The sequence below is a fragment of the Dactylosporangium sp. CA-152071 genome (genome assembly GCF_050936335.1).
Classification (GTDB): Bacteria; Actinomycetota; Actinomycetes; order Mycobacteriales; family Micromonosporaceae; genus Dactylosporangium; species Dactylosporangium maewongense.
In genome coordinates, this window is record NZ_JBNJMZ010000001.1 from 4,617,460 (window position 1) to 4,636,819 (window position 19,360).

The following is a 19,360-nucleotide window of genomic DNA, read 5'->3' on the forward strand; positions in this document are numbered from 1 at the left end:
GAGATCCGGTGGGCGCCCCGCCAGGCGCACCACCGGATCTCTCTTTCTGGAGGGAAACCAGCTTCTAGCTCAGCAGGCGCTGAGCGACGGCCTTGGCGGTGTTGCTGCTGATGGCGAAGCCGACGCCGATGTTGCCGGCGGTGTCGCCCGAGGTCGCGATCGCGGTGTTGATGCCGACGAGCTGACCGGCGGTGTTGACCAGCGCGCCGCCGGAGTTGCCGGGGTTGATCGCGGCGTCGGTCTGGATGGCCCCACTGATCTTCGCGGCGGCGGACTGGCCGTCGTTGCCCTCGTCGATCGTGCGGTTGACGGCGCTCACGATGCCGGCGGTGACGGACCCGTCGAGGCCGAGCGGACTGCCGACGGCGAGCACCGTGTCGCCGACCTTGACGGTCGAGCTGTCGCCGAACACGAGCGGCGTGTACGTGCCGCCCCCCACTATCTTGACCACGGCCAGGTCGGTGGCGGGCTCGGTGCCGATGATCTTCGCCTGGGCGGTCCGCCCGCCGGAGAACGTCACCTGCACCGACGTGCCCCGGGCCGTGGCGACCACGTGGTTGTTGGTGAGGATCGCCCCGTCGTCGGTGATGACCACGCCGGAGCCGACCGCGTTGCCCGTGCTGATCGACACCACGCTGGGCAGCACCTGCGCCGCGACGTCGGACAGGGTGGTGGAGGAGCCGGCCGAGCCGGACGAGTTGGTGGCGCCGACGACCGCGGGTGAGGCCGCGGGCCGCAGCTCGAGGGCCGCGAGCCCGCCGCCGAACGCCGACACCGCCGACAGCCCGATCGCCGCGACGATCCCCGCCACGGCGAGCCCGACCCGGCTGCGCCTGCGCACGGGGGGCGGCACGAACACCGACCCGGGCTGCGGCTGCTGCCACTGGAACGGCCGCTGCATGTGCGGCACGTGCGGGGGCAGCTGCGCCGTCGGCAGGTGCGGCTGCTGCTGCCCGCCGTTGTGCTGTCCGCCGGGGTACTGCCCGGCGTGGTGCTGGGCGACGGGCTGCTGTCCGCCGGGGTGCTGCCCGGCGTGGTGCTGGGCGGCGGGCTGCTGTCCGGAGAAGGGGTACGGCCCGTTCTGCCCGGCCGCGATGGGGCCGCTCTGCGCGACGGAGCGGAGGTTGCCGGCCTGCGGAGCCGCGGGCTGCGACGCCGGCCAGGTCTGGATGGGTCCGTCGGCGCCGGGCCGCGCGCCGGGCGCGCCATGCGCGGCGGGCTGCGAGCCGTAACCGGCGGGCACCGCGGGCTGCGAGCCGGGAACGGCGGTCTGCGAGCCGGGGACGGCGGGCAGCGGGCCGGGGACGGCGGGCGCGGCGGGCTGCGAGCCGAGGGCGGCGGTCTGGGCGTCGTGACCGGCGGGCAGCGAGCCAGGGACGGCGGGCAGCGAGCCAGGGACAGCGGGCAGCGAGCCAGGGACAGCGGGCAGCGAGCCAGGGACAGCGGGCTGCGAGCCAGGGACGGCGGGCAGCGGGCCGAGGGCGGCGGTCCGGGAGGTGGGCGCGGCCGGCGTGACCGGCGCGGCCGGTATGGCCCGCGGGGCCTGCGGGGTGGTGGGCCAGGTCCGGGCCGGGTCCTGGACGTCGGCGGCGCCGGCGGCCGTGGCGGCCGGGTTCGTCGGCCAGGTGGGGGGCGTCTCGGACCGCATCAGGTGGTCCTGCGTGGTGCCGAACGAGGCGGCGTCCGCCGGGGTGCCGTCAGCCGGCGAGCCGCCGGGCGGCGTGGGGCTCGAAGGCCCGGTGGTGGTGCTGGCCGGCTCGGTGGCCGGCTGTGCGGCCGGGCTCGACGCCCGACCCTGCTGGTCGGCCGGGTCCGGCGCCCATCCCTGCTGTTCGCTCATGATTTGAGCTTGGCGACGGCAGCTTGCAAACCACTGATCGCGGCCTGGGAACCGCCTGTGAGAGGAAGCCGGACCTGGAAGGTGGCGCCGCCGCCGGGGGTGTTGAAGACGGAGACGGTGCCGTGGTGCACGGAGACGAGGGCGGCCACGATCGCCAGGCCCAGGCCGCTGCCGCTGTGCGAGCCGCTGGCCTTGCTGCGGGTGCGTGCCTTGTCTACCCGGTAGAAGCGCTCGAACACCCGGGCGGCGTGCTCCTCGGTGAGACCCGGGCCGTGGTCGGCGACCTCGATGAGGGCGTCGGTGCCGTCGCGGCGCAGGCGCAGGGCGACGGGCGTGCCGGCGGGCGTGTGGGTGAGGGCGTTGGTCATGAGGTTGCTGACGACCTGGCGCAGGCGGGACTCGTCGCCGTTGACCTCGATCGGCTCGTCCCGCTCGATCTCCAGGTCGACGGTGCGGTCGGGGGCGACGGCCCGGGCGGCGGCCACGGCGTCGCTGGCGATGACGCGCAGGTCCATGTCGGCCAGTGCCAGGGGGCGCTCCTGGTCGAGGCGGGCCAGCATGAGCAGGTCCTCGACCAGCAGGCCCATGCGGGAGGCCTCGTCCTCGATGCGCCGCAGCGTGTCCCCCGGCTCGCTGACTGCGCCCACCCGGTACAGCTCGGCGAAGCCCCGGATCGTGGTCAGCGGCGTGCGCAGCTCGTGGGAGGCGTCGGCGATGAACTGCCGCATGCGCTCCTCGGACGCCTCGCGCAGCCTGAATGCGCCCTCGATCTGGGCGAGCATGGCGTTGAGCGCGGCGGCGAGGTGCCCCATCTCCGTCTCCGGCGGGCTCTCGGGCACCCGGCGGGTGAGGTCGCCGGCGGCGATCGCGGCGGCGGTGCGCTCGATCTCGCGCAGCGGCTGGAGGCTGGCGCGGACCATGGCGACGCCGACCGCGGCGAGCACGACGAGGACGCCGGCGCCGACGAACAGCTCCGCGGCGACGAGCTCGTCGACGGCGCTGTCGACCATCGAGAGGCTCTCCGCGACGAGCAGCAGCGTGTCCTGGCGCTGGATGATCAGGATGCGCCAGCGCTCATGCGTCTTCGCGGTGGTCGCCGTGTACGGCACGCCCAGGTGCTTCTCGAGGTCCTCCCACGTGCCGGGGATGGGTGGCGCGTCGGCGTCCTGGCGGGTGCCGACGACGCCGGTCTCGAGCTTGCCGGTGCGCAGCTGCGTGACCCAGGCGATGTAGTAGTTGCTCTGCAGGATCGTGTCCTGGCTGGTGTCGGTCAGCGCCAGCCGGCTCAGGTCGACGGTCTCGGCCATCGTCCGCAGCTGCTGGTCGACCTTGTCGAACATGCTGCTCTTCATGACCAGGGCGCTGGCGACGCCGATGACCAGCAGCGCCATGGTGACGAGTGTGAGGACCGCGGCGATCAGCTTGACCCGCAGCGGCACGTCGGCGATGAACCGCACCATCGGCGGGCCTCAGACGGGAAGGCGGAGCACGTAGCCCACGCCGCGCAGGGTGTGGATCAGCCGCGGCTCGGCGATGTCCACCTTGCGTCGCAGGTAGGAGATGTACGACTCCACGATGCTGTCGTCGCCGCGGAAGTCGTAATTCCACACGAAGTCGAGGATCTGCGCCTTGGACAGCACGCGGCCCGCGTTGAGCATCAGGTAGCGCAGCAGCTTGAACTCGGTCGGCGACAGGGCGATCGTCTGCCCGGCGCGGGACACCTCATGGGTCTCCTCGTCGAGCTCCAGGTCGTGGAAGACCAGCCGGTTGGGCCCCGGGTCACCGGCGGTGCGGCGCAGCACGGCGCGGATCCGCGCGGTGAGCTCCTCCAGGCTGAACGGCTTGGTGACATAGTCGTCGCCGCCGAGCGTCAGGCCGCGGACCTTGTCCTCGGTGCCGTCCCGGGCCGTGAGGAACACGACGGGAAGCCGGACGCCACCCTCGCGGAGCCGCCGGATGACCTCGAAACCGTCGAGGTCGGGCAGCATCACGTCGAGGACGACCAGGTCGGGCTTCGCGTCGCGGGCCGCGGTGACCGCCTCGGCACCGGTGGTCACCGCGTCAACCGCAAATCCGGCGAAACGCAGGCTGGCCGAGAGGAGCTCGCGAATGTTCGGATCGTCCTCGACCACGAGCAGTCTCGCCTCAGCCTGCGCAACGCCTGGCGACGGGGCACCCCCGGATTGTGCAACGCCGCCTCGTACCCCCATGCGCATAGTCTTCCGCCTCCCGCTGGAGCAGGGCTGATGGTTGCCTGGGAAATTCCTGGACACCCCGCCCCGTCACCCAAAACTAGCGCAGAAGTCGGCGCACCTGGTCGATCGCGCCGTCGAGGACGACCAGCGTGGCACGCATCGTCTCCTGGCTGGCGCGGCTGGCGCGGGCCAGCCGGCGCACCTCCGCGAGCAGCTGGGCGGCCTTCTCCTCCAGCTCGGCGGCGGCGTCGCCGGGCGCGGGCGACGGCCTGGTGGCACCGGCGCCGCCCGGCCTCGCGGCGCCGGTCGCCCCGGGCCGCGGCGGGTAGCCCCAGCCCCACGCGGGCGCGGTGCGGGCCTGCTTGCCGGCCTCCTTCAGCTCGCGCTTGAGGTCGCGCACCGAGCCGTGGACGCCCTGCTCGACCTCGTCGGCCAGGGTCGACAGGTCGGCGAGGGAGGCGTTGATGTCGGTCTCGAGGCGCTCCAGCTCGGCGGCGCGCTGCACCAGCTCGGCCCGTCCGGCGTCGGTGATGTCGTACACCTTCCGGCCGCCGGACGCGGTGTGGCTGATCAGCCCGTCGGCCTCCATCCGCTGCAGGCGCGGGTAGATCGTGCCGGCGGAGGGCGCATACAGGCCGTGGAAGCGGTTCTCCAGGAGCCGGATGAGGTCATACCCGTGGCGGGGTCCCTCGTTGAGCAGCTTCAGCAGGTACAGCCGCAACCGTCCGTGACTGAACACCGCACTCATCAGGAATCCTCGTCCAGATCGACCGGCCGGCACAACAAGGTGATCGTGCCAGACGTCGCGTTGGCGGTCAGGCGGCCGGTGCCGGCGCCGAGCCGTCCGGTGACGGCGCTGCGGCCGACCTGGTCGAGGCCGGGGAACGCGCTGACCACCCGTCCGGAGATCGCGCTGAGGTGGACCTGCAGGTCACTGTCCTCGCGGACCCGGGCGGTGATCTCGCCGGAGACGGTCTCCAGGCGCACGTCCGTGTCGACGGGCGGGTTGTCGAGGTCGCACGTGATCGAGCCGGAGATCGCCCGGGCGTGCACCTTCCGCGCGGTGGAGTCGGCGACGACGATCTCGCCGGAGACGGTCTCCAGGTCGACCTCGCCGTCGAGGGTGAGCGCCTCGATGGAGCCGGAGATCACGTTGGCGGCGACGGGGCCGTCCAGGCCGAGCAGGGTGACCCGGGCGCTGGTCGCGTCCACCTTGGCGCCGGCCCGCAGCGAGGAGAGGATGACGGAGCCGGAGACGACGCGGAGCGTGGCCGGGGTCCGGTCGGGGACCATGACGGAGACGTCGACCTTGAACCGGCTGTGGAAGAGCCACCAGAGGAAGCCGGGCCACTTGGGGAGATGCCCGTGGGAGACGCGCAGCACGCCGTCGTCGTCGAGGGCGACCGTGACCGGGCGCTCACCGATCGCGGTGACCTCGACCCGGGCGGGCCCGTCGGCGCCGACGACGTTGACCCGTCCGCCGACCAGGGTGACCTGGAGGTCCTTGACCTCCCCCTTGAGCTCGAGCCGCGTGGGCTCGGCGATGTTCCACGTCGTCATGCCACCGAAGGTAGCAGACAAACGCGATACATCGCGACTGTCGTGTCTCGGATGTTCTAGGCGGCCACCACCGAGGTCGCGGCGCGGGCGAGGACGCGGCGGGAGGAGGTCGGCTCCGGGTACAGCTTGGCGTGTGCCTTCAGCTCGATCGACAGCCCGCGGGCGGCGACGACCCGGCGCAGCGAGGTGGCGAGGGTCTCGTCGCCGATGAACGCGGCGACCGTCGTCGGCGTGCCGTTCTGGGCGAACGTGAGCCGCACCGGCACGACCGGGGCGGCCGCGTCGACCGCGGCCTGGAACATCGCCGGGCGGAAGGTGCCGCCCATCCGGCCGCACCAGGTGGTGCCCTCCGGGAAGACGGCGACCACGCCACCGGCGGCGAGCTCGGTGCTGATCCGCCCGACGGTGGCCGGCAGGGTCTTGGGCCGGGACCGGTCGACGAAGACGGTGCCGAGGGTGGCGGCGAGCCGGCCGATCAGCGGCCACTGGCGCACCTCGCGCTTGGCGAGGAGCTTGGCCGGCGCGTGCGCCAGGATCACGACCACGTCGAGCCACGAGACGTGGTTGGCGACCAGCAGCGCGCCGGACTGCGGGACCCGGCCGACGGCCCGGTGCGAGATCCCGAGCCCGGCGAGCACCGCGCGGGCGAGCCGGCGCTGCACGGCGATCAGGTGCCGCTGCGGCAGGAGGGCCAGGAGCGGCACCGCGAGCACCCCGAGCAGCACGACCGACCCGGTCACGACGATCCGCTTCACCATCGTCGCGACCGGGACGTGCTCGTCCGAGCGGGCCGGCAGGCAGCTCACGTCGCAGGTCGAGCGCGGCAGCCAGAGCGAGTCGACGACGGTCATCGCGCTCACTCCTGACCGAGGAAGTGCCGCATGTACCGCGGGTTGACCCGGTCCAGCGACAGCAGCACGTAGAAGTCGGCGCAGTCGAAGTCGGGGTCGTACGCGGGCTCGCCACCGATCCAGGCGCCGAGCCGCAGGTACCCCTTGAGCAGCGGCGGCACCTCGATCTTGGCCGGCACCGGCCCGTCCATCACGAGGGGGTTGCGCGGCCGGACCCGCCAGGCGGACGGCACGAGGTGCTTGCGCTGGGCGAGGTCCCAGATCCCGGCGGCGTCGGCGACCGGCACCGACGCGCACCCGGCGAGCCAGCGGTGGCCGTGCAGGTGCATGTACCGCGCGATGCCGGCCCACATGAGGTTGATCACGGCGCCGCTGCGGTGGTCGGGGTGCACGCAGGAGCGGCCGGTCTCGACCAGTCCCCCACGCAGCTGGTGCAGGCCCGCGAGGTCGAACTCGGTGTCGGCGTAGAGCCCGCCGGCGGCCACCGCGCGGTCCGGCGGCAGCATCCGGTACGTGCCGACGACGTCGCCGGTGCGCTCGTCACGGATGATGAGGTGGTCGCAGTGCTCGTCGAACGCGTCCACGTCGAGGCCCGGCGTGCCGGACTGCAGCTTGGCGCCGAGTTCGCCGGCGAAGACGTCGTGGCGGAGCCGTTGTGCGGCCCGGACCTGGTCACCGTCCGTGGCCACCAGCAGGGTGTAGCGATCGGTTTCGTCGACACCGACCGGGTCGGCGGCGACGGCGAGAATCGTCATGCTTTCGGTGTAAGGGTCGACCCCTGCGGCTGGCTGACGGTGACTGGTTACCCGCATGGCTGGCGGGTGAACGATGACTACCGTGGTCAGGCATGGCGGGATATTCAGGGACTCCACTGCCCAAGAAGCTCGGCGTCAGCGCCGGGCACCGCGTGCTGCTCGACGGGGCGCCGGCCGGGTTCGAGCTGCGCGACCTGCCCTCCGACGTGGTGCTGCACCGCCGCGGCGCGCCCGGCCTCTACGACGTGATCGTCTGCTTCTGCCCTGATCAGGCCAGGTTGCGGCGGCGCTGGCCGGTGCTGCACCGGCAGACGCCACCTGGCGGCGCGCTGTGGGTCGCCTGGCCGAAGCGCTCCTCCGGCATCGCGACCGACCTCGACGAGAACGGGGTCCGCGACTTCGCCCTGGCGCACGGCCGGGTGGACGTCAAGGTCTGCGCCATCGACGACACCTGGTCGGGGCTCAAGCACGTGATCCGGGTCGCCGACCGGACCTGAGGCACAGCGCCGTCAGGCACCGCGCCGGTGGGCGCGGGCCGCGCGTCGCGGGCCGCTGAAGGACAGCGCCGGCAGGAACCGCAGGAGCCAGCCGGCGAGCAGCATGAGCAGGCCCGCGATCGCGTGCGACGCCACCGCGCCGCCGGTGACCGGCAGGTCGACCGGGCCGACCATCACCTCGACGGTGCCGGCGACCGTGGCGGTCCCGTCGGTGACGGTGTAGGTGAAGGCGTCCGCGCCGGCGAAGCCCTTGTCCGGCGTGTACGTGACGGTCCCGTCAGCGTTGAGCACGGCGGTGCCGTTCGCCGGCTGGGTCACGCCGACGACCTTCAGCGGGTCGCCGTCGGGGTCCTTGACGTTGTCCAGCGGGGCGATCGTCCGCGCGCCGCTCCCGGCCGGCGTGGTCACCGTCGGCGTGGTCACCACCACCGGCCCGGTGCTCTGCAGCCCGGCCGTCACCGTCACCGTCCCGGTGCTCTGCAGCCCGGTGGCGTCGCGCAGCGTGTAGGTGAAGGTGTCGACCCCCTCGAACCCGTCCGCGGCGGTGTAGGTGACGGTCCCGTCGCCGTTGAGCACCGTGCCGCCGTGCCCCGCCGGGCCGGCCGCGGTCACCGTGAGCGGGTCGCCGTCGGGGTCGCTGTCGTTGGCGATCACGGTCACGGTCACGGCGACGCCTGGGGCGGCGGCGGCCACGGCGTCGGCGCCGGCGACCGGTGCGCCACCCGCGACGTCGAGGGTCACCGTGGCGGTGCTGGTGCCCCCGTTGCCGTCGCTCAGGGTGTACGTGAAGCCGTCGGCTCCCCGGTAGCCCGCCGCCGGGGTGTACCGCACGGCGCCGCCGACGATCGCCAGCGTGCCGTGCGCGGCCCCGGTCGCCGCGACGGCCCGCAGCGTGTCGGCATTGGCGTCGGTGTCGTTGGCGAGGACCGGCACGACCACCGCGGTCCCGGCCGGCGCGCGCAGCGTGTCGTCCACGCCCACCGGCGCCTGGTTGAAGACGGTGACGGTGACGGTCCCGGTGCCGAGCCCGCCGCGGCCATCGCTGACCGCGTAGCCGAACGTGTCGACGCCGGAGAAGCCGCCCCGCGGCGTGTAGGTGACGGACCCGCCGGCGCCGATCGCGGTCGTGCCGTGCGCGCCGGGCGTGACGGCCGTGACGGTGGCGGCCGGATCCGCGTCGTTCGCCAGGACGTCGACGGTCACCGGGGTGCCGGTCGGGGTGCTCGCGGCGTCAGCGCGTGGCGCCGGCGCTCCGGCCGTGCCGACGTGGACGGTGACCGTGCCGGTCGAGGTGACGATCCCGTCACTCACGGTGTACGTGAAGGTGTCGTCGCCCGAGAACCCCGCCGCCGGCGCGTACCGCAGCAGGCCGCCGCTCCGCGTGACGGTGCCGCCGCGGGCGGTGGTGGCGTCCCAGGCGCCGACCGTCAGCGGGTCGCCGTTCGGGTCGGTGTCGTTGGCGAGCACGTCCACGTCGATCGGGGTGCCGGCCGGGGTGCTGCGCTCGTCGGCGCCGGCGACCGGGGCGCGGTCGGCCACGGCGACCGTCACGGTGGCCGTGGAGTGCCCTCCCTTGCCGTCGCCCACGGTGTACGTGAAGCCGTCGGCGCCCCGGAAGCCGTCCCTCGGCGTGTAGACGAGCAGCCCCGCCGCGGTGAGCGTGACGGTCCCCCCGGTGGGCGTGCCGGAGCCGCCGCCACCGGCACCGCCGCCGGTGCCGATCCCGATGACGGTGAGCGGGTCGCCGTCGGCGTCGGTGTCGTTGGTGAGCGGGTCGAACGTCGCGGACGTGGCGCCGGCCGGCACGGTCACCGCGTCGTCCGCCGCGACAGGGGCGGTGCCGGGGCCGGGCGGGCCGCCCGCGGTGACGGTCACGGTCACCGTCCCGGTCGCGGTGCCCCCGTTGGCGTCGGCGGCGACGTAGGTGAAGGTGTCGGTGCCCGCGCCGGTGCCGGCCGTGTAGCGGATCGCGCCGGTGGCGTCGACGACGGCGTGGCCGGCGGTGGGCGGTGTGGCGATGCCGCCGGCGCGCACGGTGTCACCGTCGGGGTCGGTGTCGTTGGCCGCGGCGGGGATCGTCACGGTGCCGCCGGCGGCGACGGTCGCCGCGTCCGGGACGGCCGCGGGAGCCGAGTTGCGCACGACGGCGGCGGTCGCGGTGTCGTTCGCGGCCACCGGGTCGGGGGTCGAGGACGTGACGGCCGCGGTGACCTCGGTGTGGTGCCCGGCGGCCGCGGTGACGGTCGCCACGACGTCGACGGTGAACGTGGCACCGGCGGTGAGCGTCCCCACGGGGCAGGTGAGCGTCTGCCCGGCCGGCGGCTGCCCGGCCCAGGCGCAGGGGCCGGCGCCCGCGGGGTCGCCGGTCACGCCCGCCGGCAGGACCGCGGTCAGGGTGACGCCGGTGGCGGTGGCGGGGCCGGTGTTGGTGAGCGTCACCGGGATCCGGACCTGGCCGGTGCCCTGCGCGACTTGGGGGCCGGCGGCGGTGACCGCCAGGTCGGCGGCCGGGCCCGCCGCGGGCAGGTCCTGCGTGGTCGGGTTGGACGGGGCGCGCAGCTTCACCCCGGTGTCCGTGCCGGTGGCGGCCGCGTGGGCGACGTTGCGGATGCTCGCCGCGCCGGGGGCGCCGGGGGCGCCGGGGGCGCCGGGGGCGCCGGGGGCGCCGGGGGCGCCCGCCGTAACGCGATAGGCGACCACGGCCTTGTCGCCGACCGCCAGGCGGCCTCCGTGGGTGGCGTCGCTGCCCGTACCGACTCTGAAGACGACGACGTCGGCGCTGAACTCGGCGCGGTCGGTGTCGACCGGGTCGCTCTGGGTCGCGCCGTCGATCGTCAGGCTGCCCGGCACGAACGTGGTCCCGGGTGGCAGGGCGTCGGCGAGCTGGGCGTCCTCGGCGGGGGCGAGCCCGTCGTTGCCGACCTCGATCGTGTACCGGATCTCGTCGCCGCGCTCCAGGTCGCCGCCGTCGACGTCGGTGGCGGTCTTGACCGCGGTGAGCCGCGGCGCGTAGAGGTCGGTCGCGAACGTGATCACGCCCGGGTAGAACGTCTCGCCGGTGACCGCGGTGGTCTCGAGGGTGATCGTCGCGCTGGTCGTGCCGTTGGCCAGCAGGCCGCTCGCGTCGACCTGGTCGATGTCGAAGCCGAGGAGGTTCGTGTCGGCGGGGTTACGGGCGGTGACGGCCGCGCCGCGGTCGCTGACGGTGCTGTTGAAGAAGTTCGTCGCCGGGTTGCGCGCGTCGGTCAGCGGCGTGCCGTCGAGGCGGATGCTGTCGCCGCCGCTGCCGGCGTCGCCCTCGTAGGCGACGGCGCCGAGGCTGGTGGTGACGGCCCCGGTCGGCGGGGTCTGGAAGCCGGTGACCGGGATGCGGACCGTCGCGTCGGCGGGGGTGATGCCGCGTACCGAGCCGAAGCCGTCGTAGACGACGAGGTTGCGCACCGGCTGCGCCGGGTCGTGCAGGACGACGGCGAGGGACCAGGCGGCGTAGCGGTCGTTGACGCCGGTGGCGGCCTGGATGTCGGCGACCGCGTAGGTGCCGCCGCCGGCGCCCGCGACCAGCGACGACACGTCGGCGTAGCCCTGGTACGGCCGGTGCCCGGGGAACGTGGTGACGTCGGTGAGCCGGTTCGCGGTGATCGTCCGGTACGCGCCGCCGGGCACCTTGAACCGGACCGTGCTCCTGCGGCTCTCGTCGGGTGCCGGCGTGCCCGTGCCCGGTGCCGTGTCCCCTCCCCAGAAGAGACCGGCGTAGAGCACGGTCGCGCCGCCCGGGATCGCGAGGTCGGCGGTGCTGGAGTTGAACGTCGCCGCTCCGTCCCCGTCCTGGTCGACGTCCACGTGGCGCATCTTGTAGCCGTTGTTGTTGAGCTGGCCGCCGGTGCCGGTGCCGTTCCGCGCCGCCGCGCAGGCCGGGTTGCTGTCGACGCAGGTCAGGTTGGCGTTGCCGCGCAGCACGATCGACCCGCTGTCGTTGACCGAGTACACGGGGCGGAACGCGTCGACGATGTCGGCCGCGGCGTCTTTCGCCGCCCCCGCGACGATCGCCGGGAGGAGCAGCAGCGCCACGATCGCGATCCGAATTGCCACCTATCGTGTATACGTGGACACTGCCCGTAATGAGCGAGTTTTCCTCGTGTTGATCCCCTGCTGGGGCGGGCGGCGGCGGGTGGGCGTGCCGTGCCATATTGACGACTTCACTCTCTTGGAGGGAGCGGCACGTTGTCCAACGGACAGATCGTGGTCTCCGACCTGACGAAGCGGTACAAGAACGTCACGGCCGTCGACCACCTGTCGTTCGTGGTCGAGCCGGGCCGCGTCACCGGGTTCCTCGGCCCCAACGGCGCCGGCAAGACCACGACGCTACGCATGATCCTCAACCTGGTGACCCCGACGTCGGGCACCGCGACCATCGGCGGCCAGCGCTACTCCGACGTGGCCGAGCCGCTCCGGCTGGCCGGCGCGATCCTGGAGGCCTCGGCCGCGCACAAGGGCCGCACCGCCCGCAACCACCTGCGCATCGTCGCGGCCGCCGCCGGCCTTCCGGACACCCAGGTCGACAAGATGCTGGAGCTGGTCGGGCTCACCCCCGCCGCGAAGCGCAAGTTCCGCGGCTACTCGCTGGGCATGAAGCAGCGGCTCGGCATCGCCCAGGCGATGCTCGGCGACCCGCAGGTGCTGATCCTCGACGAGCCCGCCAACGGCCTCGACCCGGAGGGCATCCGCTGGATGCGCGGGCTGCTGAAGGGCCTGGCCCAGCAGGGCCGCACCGTGCTGGTCTCCAGCCACCTGCTGTCGGAGATGGAGATCCTCGCCGACGACGTCGTCATCATCGCCGCCGGCCGCCTCGTCACCCAGGGCCCGGTCGAGCAGATCGTCGGCGGCAACTCCAGCGCGCCGCGCACCCGGGTGCGGACGCCCAACCTGCCGGAGCTGGTCAATGCGGTGCGGGCCGCGGGCGCCTCGATCCAGCCCAACGGCAACGACAGCCACGTGGTCACCGGCCTGGACGCCCCGGCCGTCGGCCGGCTGGCCCTGCAGGCGGGGATCGAGCTGCACGAGCTGGTCAACGAGCGACCCGACCTGGAGCACGTGTTCCTCGAACTGACCCAGGGAAAGGCGGCCATCCGATGATCCGGCTTATTCGTAGTGAGCTGCTGAAGGTGCGCACCACGAACATGTGGTGGATCTTCCTGCTGATCTCGCTGGTCTTCACCGGCCTGGCGCTCTGGATCAACATCGAGCAGACCAAGTCGGAGCTGACCGACAACTTCACCGCCTACCCGCAGGGTGACCCGCCGTCGAACCTCACCGAGGAGCAGCGGGCCCAGTTCGAGGCGGACCAGCGGCAGTACCAGGAGCAGGAGGCGGCCCGGGTCGCCAAGGCGCACGCGGCCGGCCAGCTCGCCAAGTTCGCCGCGAACATCTACACCTCGGGCCAGTTCTTCGGCCTGCTGCTGGTGATGCTCGTGGCGATCCTGATCATCACGAACGAGTTCTACCACCAGACGGCGACCGCGACGTTCCTCGCGACTCCCAAGCGGACCAAGGTCATCACCGCGAAGCTCATCACCGCGGGTCTGGCGGGTGTGCTGTTCTGGATCATCACCACCGCGATCTCGGTCGTCGGCGGGGTGCTCTACTTCGGCGCCGAGGGCCTCACCAACAGCCTCGGAAACTGGACGGCGCAGCAGGCAGTACTCCTGAACCTGCTGGTGTACGTGCTGTGGGCGGTCTTCGGCATCGGCATCGGGGTGCTGATCCGCAGCCAGATCGGCGCGACGATCACCGCCGCCTGCCTCTACACCGTCGGCACCTGGGCCGCGATCATCGTCCTCACCCTGATCCACGAGCTGGTGATCAAGAAGGACTGGGTCCTGGAGAGCGCGGTCTACATCCCGCCGCTGGCGTCGTCGCACGTCGTCGGCGGACTGGCCACCCAGCTCGGCGAGGTGGACCTGCCGCCACGCTGGGCCGGCGCGGTCGTGCTCATCGTGTGGGCGGTCGTCCTCGGCACCATCGGCACGCTGATCACCCGGAAACGCGACATCGCGTGACGCCGATCCCCTGATCCGTCCTGTCAGGCAGATCTACGACAGTTGTGGCCGCCGAATGGCGGCCACAGTTGTATGGGATGGACCCATGCCGTCGTCGACATGGTCACTCCGGCGGCGTCGGCGACGAACGAGCGTTAGGCAGCGCGTAGCCTTGACGCGGATCCGTGACCCCAGCTACTCCGTTTGGAAGAGGCGATCAGCAGCCGTGTCGACCCAAGCGACCAACTCGCAGGAGAACCCCTTGGCGGGTTTCGGCCCGAACGAGTGGATCGTCGAGGACATGTATCAGAGGTACCTCGCCGACCCGGCCAGCGTGGACCCCGCGTGGCACGACTTCTTCGCCGACTACAAGCCGAGCGGGGATGGCGCCGAGGGCACCTCGACGGCGACCGCCGAGGTGGCTGAGCCGGCGGCCGTGACCACGACCGCGCCGGCCCCCACCGCTCCGGCCGCGCCCGCACCTGCGAAGGCGGCACCCGCGCCCGCGAAGGCGGCCCCTGCGGCACCCGCGGCCCCTGCGGCTCCGAAGGCCGCCCCGAAGGCCGCTCCTGCAGCTCCGAAGGCCGCACCCGCGAAGGCCGAGGCCGCTCCGCCGAGTGGTGGCGCGAAGCACGTCCCGCTGCGCGGCGTCGCCGCCCGCATCGTGCAGAACATGGACGCCTCGCTGGAGGTGCCGACCGCCACGAGCGTGCGCGCCGTGCCAGCGAAGCTGCTGTCCGACAACCGCGTCGTGATCAACAACCACCTGGCCCGCGGCCGGGGTGGCAAGGTCAGCTTCACCCACCTGATCGGGTTCGCGATGGTCCGGGCGCTCGCCGCGCACCCGGAGATGAACAACGCCTTCGCCGAGATCGCCGGCAAGCCCAACCTGGTCCAGCCGGAGCACGTGAACCTCGGCATCGCGATCGACCTCGCCAAGCCCGACGGCTCGCGGTCCCTGGTCGTGCCGAGCATCAAGGCCGCCGACACCATGGACTTCCGCCAGTTCTGGTCGGCGTACGAGGAGATCGTCCGCCGGGCCCGCCGCAACGAGTTGACCATGGACGACTACGCCGGCACCACGGTCTCGCTGACCAACCCCGGCGGCATCGGCACCGTGCACTCCATGCCGCGGCTCATGACCGGGCAGGGCACCATCATCGGCGTCGGCGCGATGGAGTACCCGGCGCCCTACGCCGGCATGTCCGACGAGACCCTCGCCGACCTCGGCATCAGCAAGATCCTGACGCTGACCAGCACCTATGACCACAGGATCATCCAGGGCGCGCAGTCCGGCGAGTTCCTGAAGGTCATGCACGAGCTGCTGCTCGGCGAGCACGGGTTCTACGACCAGATCTTCACGGCGCTGCGGATCCCGTACGAGCCGGTCCGCTGGGTGCGTGACGTCGCCCGCACCAGCGAGGGCCAGATCGACAAGGCGGCCCGGGTCGTCGAGCTCATCCACGCCTACCGGGTCCGCGGCCACCTGATGGCCGACACCGACCCGCTGGAGTTCCGCATCCGCCGCCACCCGGACCTCGACGTCCTCGAGCACGGGCTGACGCTGTGGGACCTCGACCGGGTCTTCCCCGTCGGCGGGTTCGCCGGCAAGCAGAAGATGAAGCTGCGGGCCGTCCTCGGCGTCCTGCGCGACTCCTACTGCCGCCGCGTCGGCGTCGAGTACATGCACATCATGGACCCGGAGGAGCGCCGCTGGGTCGCCGAGCGGGTCGAGAAGCCGTACGAGAAGCCCGACACCGCCGAGCAGAAGCACATCCTCAACCGCCTCAACGCCGCCGAGGCGTTCGAGACGTTCCTGCAGACGAAGTACGTCGGCCAGCGCCGCTTCTCTCTCGAGGGTGGCGAGTCGCTGATCCCGCTGCTCGACGAGATCCTGCAGAACTCGGCCGAGGGCGGCCTCGACGAGGTCGTCATCGGCATGGCGCACCGCGGCCGCCTCAACGTGCTGGCCAACATCGTCGGCAAGCCCTACGAGAAGATCTTCTCCGAGTTCGAGGGCCACCTGGACCTGAAGTCCGCGCACGGCTCCGGCGACGTCAAGTACCACCTGGGCATGACCGGCAAGTTCACCCACCCCGACGGCGAGCACGCCACGACCGTCTCCGTGGTGGCGAACCCGTCGCACCTGGAGGCCGTCAACCCGGTCCTCGAAGGCATCGTGCGGGCCAAGCAGGACTCGATCGACCTCAAGCTCGAGGGCTACACGGTCCTGCCGCTGCTGATCCACGGCGACGCCGCTTTCGCCGGCCAGGGCGTGGTCGCCGAGACGCTCAACCTGTCGCAGCTGCGCGGCTACCGCACCGGCGGCACCGTCCACGTCGTCGTCAACAACCAGGTCGGTTTCACCACCGCGCCGGAGTACTCGCGCTCCTCGCTGTACTCCACCGACGTCGCCCGCATGATCCAGGCGCCGATCTTCCACGTGAACGGCGACGACCCGGAGGCCGTGGTCCGCGTCGCGCGGCTCGCCTTCGAGTACCGCCAGGCGTTCAACAAGGACGTCATCATCGACCTGGTCTGCTACCGGCGCCGCGGGCACAACGAGGGCGACGACCCGTCGATGACCAACCCGCTGATGTACGCGATCATCGACCAGAAGCGCTCGGTGCGGAAGATCTACACCGAGGAGCTCATCGGCCGCGGCGACATCCCGATCACCGAGGCCGAGGCCCTGCTCAAGGACTACCACGAGCAGCTGGAGACGGTGTTCAAGGCGACCCGCGACGCGTCCTCCAACCCGGCGTCGCGCCTCACCCGCCTGCGCGAGCCCGAGCCGGAGCCGGTGGTCGAGACCGCGATCGACGCCTCGGTCCTGCACGCGATCGGCGAGGCGCACGTCAAGCTCCCCGACGGCTTCACCCCGCACAAGCGCGTCCAGCAGCTGCTGGACCGCCGCGCGAAGATGGCCGCCGCCGGCGACATCGACTGGGGCTTCGGCGAGGTCATCGCGTTCGGCGCGCTGGTCAACCAGGGCGTCACGGTCCGGCTCTCCGGCCAGGACTCCCGCCGTGGCACGTTCGTGCAGCGGCACGCCGGCATCGTCGACGCCGAGACCGGCAGCGACTACATGCCGATGTCCGCCCTCATCAAGGACAACGCGAAGCTCTTCATCTACGACTCCCTGCTGTCGGAGTTCGCCGCGATGGGCTTCGAGTACGGCTACTCCGTCGAGAACCCCGACGCACTCGTCATGTGGGAGGCGCAGTTCGGCGACTTCGTCAACGGCGCCCAGTCCATCGTGGACGAGTTCATCTCCTCCGGCGAGGTCAAGTGGGGCCAGCGCACCGCCGTGACGCTGCTCCTGCCGCACTCGCACGAGGGCCAGGGCCCCGACCACACGTCGGGGCGGCTCGAGCGGTACCTGCAGCTGTGCGCCGAGGACAACATGCGGGTGGCCGTGCCGACGACCCCGGCGAACCACTTCCACCTGCTGCGCCGCCAGGCGCTGTCGCCGAAGAAGAAGCCGCTCGTCGTCTTCACGCCCAAGTCCCTGCTGCGCCACCGGCTCTGCGTCTCCCCCGTCGAGGACTTCACCAGCGGCACCTTCGCCACCGTCCTCGGCGACCCGGGCATCAAGGGCGCCGGCCTGGACAACGCCGCGGTGAAGCGGGTCCTGCTCTGCTCCGGCAAGGTCTTCTACGACCTGCTGCAGGCGCGCACCGAGCGGGACATCACCGACACCGCCATCATCCGGGTCGAGCAGCTCTACCCGATGCCGGTGGAGGAGCTGCGCGCGGCGCTGGCACAGTTCCCCAACGCGGAGGACTTCGCCTGGGTCCAGGAGGAGCCGGCCAACCAGGGCGCGTGGTCGTTCATCGCGCTCAACCTCCTGGAGCACCTCCAGGGCGTCGGCCTGCGCCGCATCTCCCGCCCCGCCGCCGCCGCTCCCGCGGTCGGCTCCACCAAGCTCCACGACGCCGAGCAGCAGGCGCTCATCGAGGCCGCGCTGCCGAAGCGCTGACCCTCTGTCGTTTCGCTGGTTCCATTTGTTTGGTTCGTTCGTTCGTTCCGTTCCGGGGAGGGCTCGCGCCCTCCCCGGTTCCTTTGGAGGTGCCCATGTACTTCACCGATCGCGGCATCGAGGAGCTCGCCCAGCGCCGGGGCGAGGAGGAGGTCACGCTGGAGTGGCTGGCCGAGCGCCTCCGCGACTTCGTCGACCAGAACCCCGAGTTCGAGACGCCGATCGAACGCCTCGCCGTCTACCTGGCCCGCCTGGACGACGACGAGGACTGACCGATGTCCGTCCACGCCCGCGCGGGCACTGGTCGTACACCTGCCGCAGCGACCACAACGGTCGGCTTTGGCGGTCGCCAGAATGACGGACATATCCGATTTATCAGTGCAATCGGGCGCTGCAAATCAATGTGGCTGCGGGGCGCATCCGCCAATTGGGTCGTTCGGGAACAACTTGGTGTAGTCCGGCAAGACAATCGATTGTCCCCAGTCGGGTGATCCCGGCGTAGCGCATGGGGCACCTACATTCTGTACGTGCCCCGAAGTCGCAACCGATCCGCAACCGTGTCGCTCCTGGCCGCCGCCCTGCTCCTTCTGGGCGGCGCTTTTTCGGCCTCAGGGGCAGCGGAGGAGCAGCCCCTGGCCGCCGCAGCCGGCGCCGAGGCGACCCGGGTCAGCGGCCATGCCATCGGCGTGCGGCACTTCGACTTTGCCCGGGGCAAGGACCGGCCGCTACCCACCACCGTGTGGTACCCGACGCGCGGCTCCTCCCGGCGGAGCAAGGGGCAGGTGCAGGTCAGCGCCGAGGTGCTGCCGGGGAAGCTGCCGCTGATCCTGTGGAGCCACGGCTTCTACAGCAACCCGCAGATGCAGGAGGGCATGACCAAGTTCCTGGCCGAGGCCGGGTACGTGGTCGTCGCGCCGGCGTACCCGTTCACGAAGAAGGACACGCCGAAGTTCAACAAGTTCGACGTGCCCAACCAGTCGCTGGACGCGTCGTTCGTCATCACGCAGATGCTGCAGCCCGGGAATCCGCTGGCCGACAGCATCGACTCCGAGCGGATGGCGGCGATCGGGCACTCCGGCGGCGGGACCACCACCGACGGGCTGTTCACGGTGCACCGCGACCCGCGCCTCAAGGCCGGGGTCATCTTCGCGGGCCGGCCGGCCGGGAAGTACCAGGGCAGCCCGGTGCCGCTGCTGTTCGTGCACGGCGACAAGGACCCGGTCGTGGCGTATGAGCAGGGGCGCACGTCGTACGCCGCGGACCCGTGGCCGAAGGCGTTCCTGACGATCATCGGTGGCGAGCACGGCGCCGCCACCAACGACCCGGAGCGCGGGCACCACCAGGCGATGGCGACGCTGCTGAACTTCCTGGCCTGGGCGCTCGACGGCGACGAGATCGCCCAGGCCAGGCTGGACGACGACGCCCGGCTCGACGGGGTGACCCGCTTCGAATCGGTGGGGATCTACAGCAGCGCGAACACCACGACGACGATCACCACGACCGCGACGACGGCGCCGGCCACGATGAGGCCGACCTTGGAGCCGGTCGCGGCTGGCTGAGCCGTCTCGTTGTTGCTGTTGTCCACCCACGCCTGAAATGCCTGAGTGTTCTGGCTTGGGTCAATGCGCTCATCGGGCATGGCCGA

14 protein-coding genes are annotated in these 19,360 nt (G+C 72.1%); 6 read left to right on the plus strand and 8 right to left on the minus strand.

Annotated features, from left to right (window positions below; translation table 11 throughout):
* Positions 1 to 64 precede the first annotated feature (64 nt).
* The 7 genes from ACQEVZ_RS20680 to ACQEVZ_RS20710 all read right to left on the minus strand — a co-directional run bounded on the left by ACQEVZ_RS20680 (position 65) and on the right by ACQEVZ_RS20710 (position 7,201).
* Positions 65 to 1,840, minus strand: a complete 1,776-nt coding sequence (locus ACQEVZ_RS20680) for a trypsin-like peptidase domain-containing protein (RefSeq protein WP_433368909.1) — start codon at positions 1,838 to 1,840, stop codon at positions 65 to 67.
* Positions 1,837 to 3,300 (minus strand): ATP-binding protein, encoded by a 1,464-nt coding sequence (locus tag ACQEVZ_RS20685; RefSeq protein WP_433368912.1) that lies wholly within the window; start codon positions 3,298 to 3,300, stop codon positions 1,837 to 1,839. The genes ACQEVZ_RS20680 and ACQEVZ_RS20685 overlap by 4 nt, the downstream gene beginning before the upstream one ends.
* A 9-nt stretch (positions 3,301 to 3,309) precedes the next feature.
* Positions 3,310 to 4,050, minus strand: coding sequence for a response regulator transcription factor (locus ACQEVZ_RS20690; RefSeq protein ID WP_344513665.1), 741 nt, complete (start codon positions 4,048 to 4,050; stop codon positions 3,310 to 3,312).
* 82 nt (positions 4,051 to 4,132) lie between these two features.
* Positions 4,133 to 4,783 (minus strand): PadR family transcriptional regulator, encoded by a 651-nt coding sequence (locus ACQEVZ_RS20695; RefSeq protein ID WP_344513663.1) that lies wholly within the window; start codon positions 4,781 to 4,783, stop codon positions 4,133 to 4,135.
* A complete protein-coding gene (locus ACQEVZ_RS20700; RefSeq protein WP_360560217.1) occupies positions 4,783 to 5,595 on the minus strand; it encodes a DUF4097 family beta strand repeat-containing protein in 813 nt (270 codons plus the stop codon). The genes ACQEVZ_RS20695 and ACQEVZ_RS20700 overlap by 1 nt, the downstream gene beginning before the upstream one ends.
* A gap of 56 nt (positions 5,596 to 5,651) precedes the next feature.
* Entirely contained in the window at positions 5,652 to 6,446 is a 795-nt protein-coding gene (locus tag ACQEVZ_RS20705) for a lysophospholipid acyltransferase family protein (protein ID WP_354900331.1), read from the minus strand.
* 5 nt (positions 6,447 to 6,451) lie between these two features.
* Positions 6,452 to 7,201 carry a GNAT family N-acetyltransferase gene (locus ACQEVZ_RS20710; protein WP_433368917.1) on the minus strand — a complete coding sequence of 250 codons (750 nt, stop codon included), beginning with the start codon at positions 7,199 to 7,201 and terminating at the stop codon, positions 6,452 to 6,454.
* A 92-nt stretch (positions 7,202 to 7,293) separates the two neighbouring features.
* Here ACQEVZ_RS20710 and ACQEVZ_RS20715 point away from each other — a divergent pair, with 92 nt between their 5' ends.
* Positions 7,294 to 7,698 (plus strand): DUF3052 domain-containing protein, encoded by a 405-nt coding sequence (locus ACQEVZ_RS20715; protein ID WP_360560220.1) that lies wholly within the window; start codon positions 7,294 to 7,296, stop codon positions 7,696 to 7,698.
* 12 nt (positions 7,699 to 7,710) lie between these two features.
* Here the strand turns inward: ACQEVZ_RS20715 and ACQEVZ_RS20720 are convergent, their stop codons facing one another.
* The gene (locus ACQEVZ_RS20720) at positions 7,711 to 11,787 is read right to left on the minus strand and encodes a beta strand repeat-containing protein (protein ID WP_433368920.1); all 4,077 of its coding nucleotides are present in this window, start codon (positions 11,785 to 11,787) and stop codon (positions 7,711 to 7,713) included.
* A gap of 132 nt (positions 11,788 to 11,919) precedes the next feature.
* On the opposite strand from ACQEVZ_RS20720, the gene ACQEVZ_RS20725 reads away from it, so the two are divergent.
* The 5 genes from ACQEVZ_RS20725 to ACQEVZ_RS20745 all read left to right on the plus strand — a co-directional run bounded on the left by ACQEVZ_RS20725 (position 11,920) and on the right by ACQEVZ_RS20745 (position 19,274).
* Positions 11,920 to 12,831 carry an ABC transporter ATP-binding protein gene (locus tag ACQEVZ_RS20725; protein ID WP_344513653.1) on the plus strand — a complete coding sequence of 304 codons (912 nt, stop codon included), beginning with the start codon at positions 11,920 to 11,922 and terminating at the stop codon, positions 12,829 to 12,831.
* Complete coding sequence (locus ACQEVZ_RS20730) at positions 12,828 to 13,754, plus strand: ABC transporter permease subunit (RefSeq protein ID WP_433368924.1); 927 nt, start codon at positions 12,828 to 12,830, stop codon at positions 13,752 to 13,754. The genes ACQEVZ_RS20725 and ACQEVZ_RS20730 overlap by 4 nt, the downstream gene beginning before the upstream one ends.
* Positions 13,755 to 13,959: 205 nt before the next feature.
* On the plus strand, positions 13,960 to 17,715 hold the full coding sequence (locus ACQEVZ_RS20735; RefSeq protein ID WP_433368927.1) for a multifunctional oxoglutarate decarboxylase/oxoglutarate dehydrogenase thiamine pyrophosphate-binding subunit/dihydrolipoyllysine-residue succinyltransferase subunit: 3,756 nt from the start codon (positions 13,960 to 13,962) through the stop codon (positions 17,713 to 17,715).
* A gap of 95 nt (positions 17,716 to 17,810) precedes the next feature.
* Positions 17,811 to 17,987 (plus strand): DUF6104 family protein, encoded by a 177-nt coding sequence (locus ACQEVZ_RS20740; RefSeq protein ID WP_344503667.1) that lies wholly within the window; start codon positions 17,811 to 17,813, stop codon positions 17,985 to 17,987.
* Positions 17,988 to 18,272: 285 nt separating this feature from the next.
* Positions 18,273 to 19,274 carry an alpha/beta hydrolase family protein gene (locus tag ACQEVZ_RS20745; RefSeq protein ID WP_433368931.1) on the plus strand — a complete coding sequence of 334 codons (1,002 nt, stop codon included), beginning with the start codon at positions 18,273 to 18,275 and terminating at the stop codon, positions 19,272 to 19,274.
* Positions 19,275 to 19,360 lie beyond the last annotated feature (86 nt).